The sequence below is a fragment of the Flavobacterium sp. CHNK8 genome (assembly GCF_019774515.1).
In the GTDB taxonomy this organism is placed as follows: domain Bacteria; phylum Bacteroidota; class Bacteroidia; order Flavobacteriales; family Flavobacteriaceae; genus Flavobacterium; species Flavobacterium tiangeerense.
Genome location: NZ_CP081492.1, coordinates 1,493,833 through 1,505,621, shown reverse-complemented (window position 1 = coordinate 1,505,621; position 11,789 = coordinate 1,493,833). Strand labels below are relative to the sequence as shown.

Annotated in this window: 6 protein-coding genes; 3 read left to right on the top strand and 3 right to left on the bottom strand. The window is 33.2% G+C overall.

The genetic code is table 11. The annotated features are described in order from the left end of the window. Window positions 1–3: 3 nt before the first annotated feature. The 3 genes from K5V07_RS06260 to K5V07_RS06250 form a co-directional block, all read right to left on the bottom strand. Window positions 4–597, bottom strand: a complete 594-nt coding sequence (locus K5V07_RS06260) for a 2OG-Fe(II) oxygenase (protein WP_221916810.1) — start codon at window positions 595–597, stop codon at window positions 4–6. 114 nt (window positions 598–711) lie between these two features. Further along, window positions 712–2,169 carry a magnesium chelatase gene (locus K5V07_RS06255; RefSeq protein ID WP_221916809.1) on the bottom strand — a complete coding sequence of 486 codons (1,458 nt, stop codon included), beginning with the start codon at window positions 2,167–2,169 and terminating at the stop codon, window positions 712–714. Between the two features lie 144 nt (window positions 2,170–2,313). Next, on the bottom strand, window positions 2,314–3,432 hold the full coding sequence (locus K5V07_RS06250; protein WP_144891996.1) for a VWA domain-containing protein: 1,119 nt from the start codon (window positions 3,430–3,432) through the stop codon (window positions 2,314–2,316). A gap of 332 nt (window positions 3,433–3,764) precedes the next feature. Between K5V07_RS06250 and K5V07_RS06245 the strand changes: the two genes are divergently transcribed. The 3 genes from K5V07_RS06245 (at window position 3,765) to K5V07_RS06235 (ending at window position 11,767) form a co-directional block, all read left to right on the top strand. Continuing rightward, on the top strand, window positions 3,765–4,181 hold the full coding sequence (locus K5V07_RS06245; protein ID WP_221916808.1) for a thioesterase family protein: 417 nt from the start codon (window positions 3,765–3,767) through the stop codon (window positions 4,179–4,181). Window positions 4,182–4,450: 269 nt separating this feature from the next. Next, entirely contained in the window at window positions 4,451–9,409 is a 4,959-nt protein-coding gene (locus tag K5V07_RS06240; protein WP_221916807.1) for a translocation/assembly module TamB domain-containing protein, read from the top strand. 63 nt (window positions 9,410–9,472) lie between these two features. Beyond that, window positions 9,473–11,767 (top strand): BamA/TamA family outer membrane protein, encoded by a 2,295-nt coding sequence (locus K5V07_RS06235; RefSeq protein WP_221916806.1) that lies wholly within the window; start codon window positions 9,473–9,475, stop codon window positions 11,765–11,767. The last annotated feature ends 22 nt before the right edge of the window (window positions 11,768–11,789 follow it).

Here is an 11,789-nt window from a genome sequence, read left to right as displayed (position 1 = left end):
AACCTAATCTCTTTTGAGCCATCCTGTAATACTCATGCGGGGACAGTTTGTTTCCAATACTTCATGAACCAACTCATCACTCTTAAAAAAAACTGTTTTTCCCAGAGTAGGAGCAATTTTTTGAGGAATATCGTTTTGATGTATCATTAGCTCGCCGCCATCTGTAAGTTTCCAGTCCGCATTTAAATAAATGATCATGCTGAATTTTCGGCTAGGATTGCTTTTAAATTGATCCAAGTGCTTTAAGTAAAAATCTCCTTTTTCATACAGGGAATAATGAAATTCATAACCTGTAATTCCAGCATAGCAACTTTGATTCAAGTATAAAATGAAGGCTTCAATTAATTTAAAAAATTCATTCTCAAAAACATTATTGTGCTTTTTATCCAACCAATAAATAGAATCGCTCCGTATGGCACCATCATAAAGCAGTTTATCTGAGTTGCCAATGCCAGCAGCCGTAAGCAAACTTCGTTCATTTAAGTTAAGAATGTTTTGTATTAAATGATCTGAAAGTTCTGGAGTCAAAAAATGCTCTGCTATACCTACTTTATTTTCAACATAACTTGATATCAAATTCTCAAAGGAATTTTCCATTTTAATTTTGGGAAAGACTGAAAATACAGTCAACGTAGCAAGGTAGATGAAATAAAATTACAAAGGCTGTTTTTATAAAAAAAAGGGTTTAGTAAAAACTAAACCCTTTTGCATTTATAGTTTACTGATAAAACTACCGTAAATATCTTTGAACTGATATCCTTCGGAAAAACGATCTTTACTTAGTTTCTTGTATTCTACCAATCCCCAAAGTATAAATTCCATCATGAAAAATTTATCTTCTGAACTTACTTGCGGTTGGTATTTTTTTATCAAAACTTCCAATGGTGCTATTCCGCCTAGAATTTTTTCATACTCTTCATCTGAGCAATCATCAAGTAATTCAAAACCACTTTCGGCAAAGAACCATTCTATGATATCGGTGTACGCATTTTTGACACCTTCTTTTTCTAGTTTTTCAATTTTAGGAAAATAAGCTGGAAAGAAAGTATGAATGGCATCACCCAATAAGTGTTGTGCTACGGCAGCGGCTCCCTCCTGCTCTCCTTCATAAACCAACTCTACTTTTCCAGTAATAGCTGGAATAATTCCCATAAAATCAGACAAACGCAAAGTAGTTTTGTCTGCACCAGCTTTTAATGCTCTTCTTTCTGCAGTGCTTAGTAAATTTTCAAAAGCTGTTATACTCAATCTAGCACTCACCCCACTTTTATTATCAATATATTCACTTTCTCTAGCTTCAAAACTTATTTGTTCTAATAAATCTCTTGCTAATGAGGGTACATAAACCATGTCATTTTGCGTAGCATCCAGTTTTGCTTCTTGCTCTGTGATAGTTCTGGCAATTTTGATGGTTTCAGGATAATGCGTTAGGATTTGTGAACCTATTCTATCTTTTAATGGAGTTACAATACTACCACGATTGGTATAGTCTTCAGGGTTTGCAGTAAAGACAAATTGCATGTCCAGCGGCATTCTTAATTTAAATCCACGAATTTGAATATCTCCTTCTTGTAGAATATTAAACAAGGCTACTTGAATCCTGGCTTGTAAATCAGGTAACTCATTGATCACAAATATGCAACGATTCGCTCTTGGAATCATTCCAAAATGAATCACGCGATCATCAGCATACGATAATTTTAAATTTGCTGCTTTTATAGGATCTACATCGCCTATTAAATCGGCAACCGTTACATCTGGAGTGGCTAGTTTTTCAAAAAAACGTTCGCTTCTGTGCAACCAAGATATTGGGGTTTCATCTCCTTTTTCGTCGATAAGATCTTTGGCAAAACGTGATATCGGCTGCAACGGATCATCATTGATCTCAGAACCTGTTACAAACGGAATGTACTCATCTAGCAATTCAATCATCTTGCGAGCCATTCTCGTTTTGGCTTGACCGCGAAGCCCTAATAAATTGATGTTATGACGGGATAAGATAGCCCGCTCCAGCTCTGGAATTACGGTATTCTCAAAACCATGAACTCCTTCAAAAGTGGGTTTCCCTGATTTTATTTTTTCTCTCAAGTTCGATCTCAATTCATCTTTAATGCTTTTGCTTTCGTATCCTGATTTTTTTAATTCTCCTAATGTTTTTATAGTATTCATCTATTTTTCTATTGAAATTGATATTGATTATTTGTTGAGGTTTGCGTTAGGGATAGCAGTGTAAATCCTTTTTTGAGTCCCGAAATTATCGGGACTTAAAAAAGATTGAAACGAATAGCCCGACCCGCAGGGAAACGCCCAAAATTACTTTATTCTCTTTTTTCTATTGGTCTCGTAGTCTTCAAAAATCATTTCGCCCAATCCTTTTAATCCTGTATAAAAGGCTTTTCCTTGATTTGACTCTGTAAACTTGTTCACAAATTTTTGCAAATAAGGATCATTAGCAATCATAAAAGTAGTGATGGGGATGTGTAATTTTCTGGCTTGTTGCGCTTGATTGTAACATTTATCCACAATATATTCATCAAGACCGTTGCTGTTCATATAATACGAACCATCTTTTTCACGAACACAACTTGGTTTTCCGTCTGTAATCATGAAAATTTGTTTGTTTGTATTACGCTTTCTGCGCAGAATATCCATGGCTAGTTGCAAGCCCGCAACCGTATTGGTGTGATACGGACCCACTTTTAAATAAGGTAAATCTCGTATGGCGATAGTCCAAGCATCGTTACCAAAAACAAGAATATCCAGGGTGTCTTTAGGATAACGCGTGGTAATCAATTCAGCCAGTGCCATGGCAACTTTTTTAGCGGGCGTAATTCTATCCTCGCCATACAAAATCATACTGTGACTGATGTCAATCATTAAAACCGTACTCATTTGCGACTTAAATTGAGTTTCCTCAACTACCAAATCATTTTCGGTGAGCATAAAATCGCCAACACCATTATTGATTTGAGCATTACGTAAACTCTCCGTCAAAGAAATGCGTTCGAGTCCGTCACCAAAATGAAATTCTCTAAACTCTCCTGTATGCTCATCGCCATTACCTACATGCTTAGTTTTGTGATTGCCACTGCCAGAGCGTTTAAGATTTCCAAAAATGTTATCCAGAGCTTGCTGCCTAATGGCGCGCTCCGTCTTGGCTGTTATCCCCAATCCAGAACTTCCATCCTCTTTCAACTCTTCCCGGATATAGCCTTTCTTCTTTAAATCTTCAACAAAATCATCAATGGTATAGGACGCATCAGTAAGTTTATACTCTACATCTAATTCTCGCAACCAGTCAATTGCCTCATCAAAATCTCCCGAAGTATGCGTGATTAATTCCTTGAAAATACCAAAGAGTTTATCAAACGGAGACTGGAAAGGTGCTTCGTATTGCTTGAAATAAAATCCTTTTTTATTATCGTTTTTCATAGAACATAAAATTACATCATTTTCAAAGGACAGCTTACAAACGTTTATTAATTTTTAGTTAAAAGCAATTTCAAGAATATAAACGTTACAAAAATGATTTGGGCGTGCCCTCACCTCCACTGTCGTTGCGGTGAGGTCGTGCTGTACGTTCTCAATCTCCCGAGAAAAACGGGAGGATTTCCACTACCATCACTCACGCAAAACCACTTAAAAAGAACGTATTTCCTAAAAAAGTAAATTCAGAGTGTAATTGTAAAATAAGAATATGAATACTCTAAAAACTTTTTCGCACCTTAGCAATCCATTTTAAAAACAAAAACCCCCGATTAAAAATGAGCGTATTTATAAAAGAATTGTCCTTTCGTTGGTCTGATCTTGATCCTAACTTTCATGTAAGACACAGTGCATATTATGATTTTGGAGCACAACACCGTATTGAAATACTGGAAAGTCTAGGCTTAACCATGAAAGTAATGCAAGCACAGGGCTTTGGTCCAATTTTGTTTAGAGAAGAATGTGTTTTTAGAAAAGAAATCAAACTTTCAGACAAAATTGTCATGCATACCAGAAGCTCACAAGTCAATGAAGATGCCTCAAGATGGTCTATTATTCACGAGTTTAGAAATGATGCCGATCAAGTTTGTGCAACCATAACCGTTGATGGTGCTTGGATGGATATTAAACTGAGAAAACTTGCTTTGCCTACACCTGAATTGGCCAAAAAAGCTTTGAGTGTTTTTCCAAAATAAGTATACATTCTTATCAAACACACTTATTTTTACTTTGGGTGAAATACATTCTTAAAATATTTCACCCAAAGTATTTAAGCATAACGAATTACTTCTTCTTCTTGAAAATAAAAATAAGAACAATTGCCATACTATTTTTTTGAAAGAATTATATAACTATTTTATACAATTATATAATGGTAATTGTTGTTTTGTAGCGATATTTGTAGACATTTATGTTTCTGCATTAGCACATACATCACATGGTTTTGATAGATAAAAAACTTCGTTTGAAAAAATATTTACAGCTTCTTTTAAAAGTGTTCCTCTGGACAGTTGGCTCCTTGATATCCCTATTTTTAATACTGTTTTTGGTGATACAAATTCCATCCGTTCAAAATTATGCCAAGAACAAAGCGGTGAACTATCTTGAAGAAAAAATCAAAACAAAGGTTGTGATTGACAGTCTAGAAATAGGGTTTCCAAAGAAAGTTATTTTAAAGGGCGTATACTTTGAAGACCAAAAAAAAGACACTCTTTTTGCTGGAGATACTCTTGCTGTAAACATCAGTTTATTTCAACTTATAAACAATAAAGTAGCCATAAATAGTGTTGATTTATCAGGTATTACGGCGCACATAAAAAAAGACAGCAAAGGAACTTTTAATTTTGACTACATTATTAAAGCCCTTGCATCTCAAGAAAAACAAAAGACTGATTCAGCCCCAATGGAATTCTCAGTAGAAGAAATTCAGTTGGATAGAATTAATTTTCACTATTCTGATGCTATTTCAAATAATGAAATTGCAACCTATCTCAATCATTTCAAAACTAGCATTAAAACATTTGATTTAAATCAAATGAACTTTGACATTCCTAAAATCAAGGTTAATGGTTTGCAATTCAAATTAATTCAAGGCATTGCTTCTACAAAAAAATCAGGCAAAGTAACAGAGAATAATGCAACAGAAAATCCTTTGAAATTAAAATTTGGTGATGTAGACCTTGGTAAAATAAAAATTGAATACAAAAGCCATGAATCTAAATTGGCTACCAATATCTACGTGAAAAAATTGATCACCAAAGTAGATAAAATAGACTTGAACAATCAATATGCTATTTTAGAAAACTTAGAGTTAACTGGTGTTGAAGGTGCTTTAGAATTAGGTAAAATAAAAAAAATAGTTACCCAAAATACAATGCCTTCAAAAACCGCAAACAATTGGGATATTAAAGTAAAAAAGAGTGTTTTTAAGAGAATCCATTTTAAATATGATAACAATAACGTTGCTTTTACTCCAAAAGGATTAGACTACAATCATTTAGATATCAAAAACTTGAATCTAGACTTAGAGGTTCTCAATTACAACGCTGAAAACATATCAGGCGAACTCAAATCTTTTTCTGCAAGAGATAAAAGCGGATTGAATATTACGGCGCTAAACGGTGACTTTTTCTATGGTAATAAAAATGCTTTCATCAAGAATCTGTATTTAAAAACTCCTCAAACCGAAATAAAGAATGAAATACAAATAGGATATACATCTCTTGCTACTATTTCAAAAAATATTGGAGATCTGAGTTTGATAGCAAACCTTACCAAAAGTAGTATTGGTTTTCAAGATATTCTGTTATTTGTTCCTAATTTAGCTTCTACAAATCCATTTAAAAGTAATCCAAAAGCAGTCATTTCTATAAACGGAAAGGTAAAAGGAAAAGTAAAAAATATAATAATTCCGTCAATGGAAATCAGCGGAATAGGCTCAACCTCACTGGCAGCAAGCGGTACAATAATTGGTTTACCAAATGTTGATAAAACCTATTTTGACATTAATATTAAAAAATTTCAGTCTGGTCAAAAAGACATCAATAATTTTGTACCCAAAGGAACTATTCCTAACACCATTCAACTACCTGCAAGAATGACTGTTACAGGAACTTTTAAGGGAACTATTGCTACTTTCCTGACTGATTTAAAATTAGTTAGTAGTTATGGAAATGCGAATATTAAAGCTAAATTTGATCAAAGTCGCAAAAACTTTGAAAAATATGATGCCAAAGCTGATTTTGTAAACTTTGATCTAGGGAAATTTATTAAGAACGACTCCATTGGTAAAATTACCCTAAAAACCACTATCAAAGGCACTGGTTTCAACCCAAAAACAGCTACAGTAGCTCTTAATGCAAGTATTCAAAAAGCGTATTTTAACAAGTATACGTATAAAAATATAGCTGTAAAAGGAACTATCCAAAAAGGTAATTTTAACGCTACTGCAGTGGCTAGAGACCCTAATTTGACATTCAATTTAGTGGGTAATGGTAGATTTCAAGATAAATATCCATCCGGAAAAATAAAATTAAATGTAGATATAGCTGATTTAGAAAAACTGAATTTACATGCTGGACCTTTAAAAATTCGTGGTATTGTAGATGCAGACATCCAATCGGGGGATTTAGATTATCTAAATGGTTCATTAACTGCTCATCACATTAATGTTACCAATGCCAAAGAAAACTGTACTATTGATTCTATTCAAGTTCATGCAATAGCAACCGCTCAAAAAAATTCTATTGAAGTTAAAGCACCTTTCATGGATGCGTTTTTAGAAGGGAAATACAAATTATCAAAAATAGGAACTGCTATTACCAATTCGATTACTGCTTATTACGATACTACTCCAAAAAAAGCGAAAAAGAAAACTAAAGAAAATCAGCAATTTGATTTTAAGGTTCAAATCAAGGATAGTCCTATTGTGATGCAATTGATTCCACAAATTAAGAGCTTAGAACCTATTTCTATTACAGGTAATTACAACAGTGTAAATGATTCTATTGTGCTAAATGGTGCAATTCCAAAACTAGTTTACGAAAGTATAACGGTTACTAATGCTACCTTAAAACTGGATACACAAGATCAAAAGTTGCTTTATAATTTTATTGTTGATGATATTCAAAACGAACAGTTTGAACTTCCGCATACAGAACTAACCGGGGATATTCAAAATAACATCATAACGTATGCACTTCAGTTAAAAAACACTAAAGAAGAAGAACGCTACCTCATTGCAGGTACTGTTCAATCTCAAAATGGTGGTACCGAAATACGATTGAATCCTGAGAAATTAATATTAAATTATGAACCGTGGACCATTGATAAAGATAACGTAGTTAGCAGTTTAACTAAAGGCTTGTTTATTAATAATTTTAATCTTAAAAACAACGGAAGTACTATTCAAGTTCAATCAGAATCAAATTTGACAAACGCACCAGTGAAAGTCAATTTTAAGGAGTTTGATATCAACACTATTACAAGTTTTGTGGAGAAAAAGGACTTACAACTTAGTGGAAAAATCAATGGAACGGCAGAAATAAGAAATTTAAACACATCACCCCTTTTCACTTCTGATTTAAGTGTAGAGAATTTTACCTTCAAAAAAGATACTATTGGAAATGTAAAACTCCAAGTAAAGAACACTATTACAAATCAGTATGATGCCATCGTAGAAATCACAGGTCAAGGGAATCAAGTAAATCTAGAGGGGAATTATAAAACTACCAACAGTAGTTTTGATATGAATTTAATTATTGACAGGTTAAACCTTAAAAGCATACAAGGATTTACTTTAAATAATCTAACGGAAAGTACTGGTTTTTTAAACGGAAAATTATCGATTACGGGAAGTGCAAGCCAACCTAATGTACAGGGGGAAATCGGTTTTAACGATGTTGGTTTTAAGGTAACCCCTCTTAATGCTAGATTCAAATCTATTAATGATAAAATAGTTTTTCAACCCAACACAATTGTTTTTGAAACCTTTACCATAAAGGATGAAAATGACAATGATTTGAACGTTAACGGTACAATTGACACCTCCACTTTTAGTAATTTCGGATTTAATCTAACCGTTGATGCTAAAAATTTTAAAGCAGTAAATTCAAAAGCAAAAGACAATGATTTATACTACGGTGAATTATTTCTGGATAACAACATCAGGATAGCTGGTAGTATTGATAATCCAATAATTGATGGTACAATAAAAATCAATAAGGACACCAAGTTTACCATTGTATTACCACAATCTGATCCATCCATTGCTGATCGAGAGGGAATTGTTGAATTTATAGATCAAGATAATCCTCAAATAATTACGAATACAAATCTTGAAACTATAAGCAGTGAATCAACCGTAAAAGGTATTAATGCATCAGTAAATATTGAAATAGATAAAGATGCAGAGCTTTCACTGGTTATTGACAAAGCAAATGGAGATTATCTAAAATTGAAAGGCGAGGCTCAATTAACTGGTGGTATAGATGCATCAGGGAAAACGAACTTAACAGGTCGATATGAGTTGAATGAAGGAAGCTACGAAATGAATTTTAACGGTATTAAACGAAAATTCAATATCAAAGAAGGCAGTTATATTTTATGGACCGGCGAACCAACTAGTGCAGATATTAACATTACAGCTATTTATAAAACTAATGCTGCGCCTATTGATTTAGTAAACGATCAATTGGGTGACATAACACCTACGGTAAGAAATACATACAAAGAAAAAATTCCTTTTGAAACAGCCCTAAAAATGAATGGCGAACTAATGAAACCAAACATTTCATTTGATATCATTTTACCTGATGGCAACAACAATGTTTCTACTGAAATTATTAATACCACTCAAGCTAAACTTAGTCAATTAAGAGAACAACAAGATGAGTTGAACAAGCAAGTTTTTGCATTGTTATTGTTAAATCGTTTTATTGGGGAGAATCCTTTTACTAGCGAAAACGGTGGTACAACCGTTTCTTCATTAGCTAGAGAAAGTGCTAGCAAAATTTTATCGCAACAACTCAACAACTTGGCAGGAGATTTAATTCAAGGAATCGAATTGAATTTTGATTTAAACTCAACTGAAGATTTCACATCAGGACAACGTCAAAACAAAACTGATTTGAGTGTAGGTGTTTCCAAAAAACTACTCAATGACCGACTCAAAATTACCGTAGGAAGCAGTTTTGGTATTGAAGGTTCTCAACAAGCCAATCAAAATGCAAATAATATTGCTGGTGATGTTTCTATTGATTATCAACTTACAAAAGATGGAAGATATAAAGTAAGGGCTTATCGTGTCAATAAATACCAAGTAGCACTTCAAGGTGAAGTTGTAGAAACAGGAGTTGCATTTGTAATCACAATGGATTACAACAAGTTCAGTGAATTGTTTCGAAAAAATGCATCAAAAAAATAATTTCAAATAATAAATAAAGCTGATTTATTTCAAATGACTTTATTTACTTCATACCCTATCACAATGAAAAGCAAAGGTGTTTTTAACTTAATAATTTTATTTTTTTTACTTCAATCGTGCAGTAACACTCGCTTTTTACCCGAAGGTGAATTGTTGTATACAGGTGCCGATGTTACTATTGAAAAAAATGACAGTACTAAGAAATCCAGAAAAGAACTCAAAAACAATTTAGAAGCACTAGTAAGACCCAAACCCAATAAATCTTTATTAGGATTAAAACCAAAATTATACATTTATAACCTTGCAGGAACTCCAAAAAAAGAAAAAGGCTTGAGATACTGGCTTAAAAATAAAGTGGGAGAACCGCCTGTATTATATAGCCAAGTTGATTTAGAGTATAACAAAAGTGTCTTGCAAAACTACATTGAAAATAATGGATACTTTAACGGAAAAAGCAGAGCCGATTCAACACGTGTTGATAAAAAAGCTAGCGCTACATACACGGTAACTACAGGAAAACAGTATACAATTAATGAAGTTAAGTTCCCAATAGACTCCTCAAAAATAGGAATTGAAATACGCAATACGCAACGACGATCCTTATTAAAAAAAGGAGATCCATACAGTTTAGAGGTCATAAAAGAGGAAAGAATTAGGATAGATGCAAGATTAAAAGAAAAAGGTTTTTTTTACTTTAATCCTGACAATATTATTGTTCAAGTAGACTCAACTGTTGCAAAAAATAAAGTAGACCTCATAGTCAAAATAAAATCTGATGCATCAAAACTTGCAACAACACCTTACAAAATAAATAAAATAGTAGTGTTTTCTAATTATACTCTTGATGCTGAAAACAAAGCCCTAAAAATTGATACCATTAAAAAACAAAATGGACTAGCTATTATTGATCCCGAAAATTTATTTAAACCCCGCATTTTTGATAGAGCTTTGTATTTTAAAAAAGAGGATTTATACAACCGTACCAATCATAATCTATCCTTAAACAGACTAGTTAATCTTGGTGTTTTTAAATTTGTAAAAAATCAATTCAAAGTTTCGGATACTACAGGAAATTATCTCGATGCTTATTATTATCTAACACCATTACCTAGAAAATCTATTCAATTAGAGCTTTTGGGTAAAACCAATTCAGCCAATTATACCGGGACAGAATTAAACCTAAACTGGAGCAATAGAAACACTTTTAGAGGTGCTGAATTGCTAACTATTTCAGCATTTGGTGGTGTTGAAGTGCAAGTATCTGGACAAAATAATGGCTTTAATGTATATCGTTTTGGTACTGAAGCTAATTTAATTTGGCCCAGAATTATCGCTCCTTTTAAATTTAAATCCCCTTCAGGTTTTGTACCAAAAACGAAAGCAACATTAGGCTATGAGTTTCAAAACAGAACAAAACTATATTCTTTGCAAACCTTCAAAGCATCTTTTGGATACCTTTGGAAAGAAAATGAAAGAAAAGAACACCAACTTAATGTTAGTGAAATAACATACGCAAGTCCTCAGAATGTTACCGAATTGTATTTAGAAAAAATTGCAGAAAATCCATCTTTAAATAAAGTAATCGAAAAACAATTGATTTTTGGTCCTACCTATTCGTATACGTATACCAATACTACTCAAAAACGTAGAAAAAATACGTTCTACTACAAAGGTACCGTTGATTTAGCTGGAAATATTGCAGGATTAGCCACAGGTGCAAATACAAAAAAAGAAGACCCAATCACCGTATTTGATGTTCCTTTTAGTCAGTTTATCAAAATAGAAAATGACTTTAGGCACTATTATAAATTTTCAGAAAATTCCCAATTGGCAACCAGAATCATTGCGGGCGCAGGTATTGCATACGGAAATTCAAGAGAAATGCCTTTTATTAAACAATTCTTCATTGGCGGAACCAATAGTTTACGTGCTTTTAGAGCTCGATCTGTAGGACCAGGAAGTTTTAAAAATGAAAACCAAAATACAAATTCTTTTTTACCCGATCAATCAGGTGACATTAAGCTCGAATTTAATACAGAATACCGTGCACAAATTTACGGACTCGTAAAGGGAGCTTTATTTATTGATGCAGGAAACATTTGGTTATTACGTGAAAATACAGAAAAACCAGGCGCTAAATTTTCGAATAAATTTATGAGTGAAATGGCCGTTGGAGCGGGTGCCGGATTACGCTTCGATTTGTCTTTTTTAGTATTGCGTACGGATCTTGCTTTTCCTTTACGAAAACCAAATTTACCTTCAGAGAGCCGTTGGGTTATAGACCAAATCAATTTTGGTAGTGGCCCTTGGCGAAAAGAAAATTTAATTTTCAATCTAGCCATTGGTTATCCATTTTAAAAACAAAAAAAGCACGAATTAA